This window comes from Rugamonas fusca (genome assembly GCF_014042365.1).
Taxonomy (GTDB): domain Bacteria; phylum Pseudomonadota; class Gammaproteobacteria; order Burkholderiales; family Burkholderiaceae_D; genus Rugamonas; species Rugamonas fusca.
In genome coordinates, this window is the sequence record NZ_JACEZS010000114.1 from 1 (window position 1) to 254 (window position 254).

Annotated in this window: 1 rRNA gene; it reads left to right on the forward strand. The window is 47.2% G+C overall.

Annotated elements, in window-relative coordinates:
• The first annotated feature begins 140 nt into the window (after nucleotides 1–140).
• Nucleotides 141–253, forward strand: a 5S ribosomal RNA gene (gene rrf, locus H3H36_RS26555).
• Nucleotide 254: the final 1 nt, after the last annotated feature.

Genomic DNA, 254 nt, shown 5'->3' on the forward strand with positions numbered 1-254 from the left:
AGAAGTGCGTTGAACGTTCGTTGATACAACTTCATTACTCAATCCTTACGCTTGTATAAACGGTATAAATCGTTTATACTGCTTCTTCCAGATTCGAGCTGTCGCTGCCCCGTTGGGAGCGAAAGCTGTACAAGTCAAAGCTTGATGACCATAGCAAGTTGGTCCCACCCCTTCCCATCCCGAACAGGACCGTGAAACAACTCTGCGCCGATGATAGTGCTGCAACCAGTGTGAAAGTAGGTTATCGTCAAGCT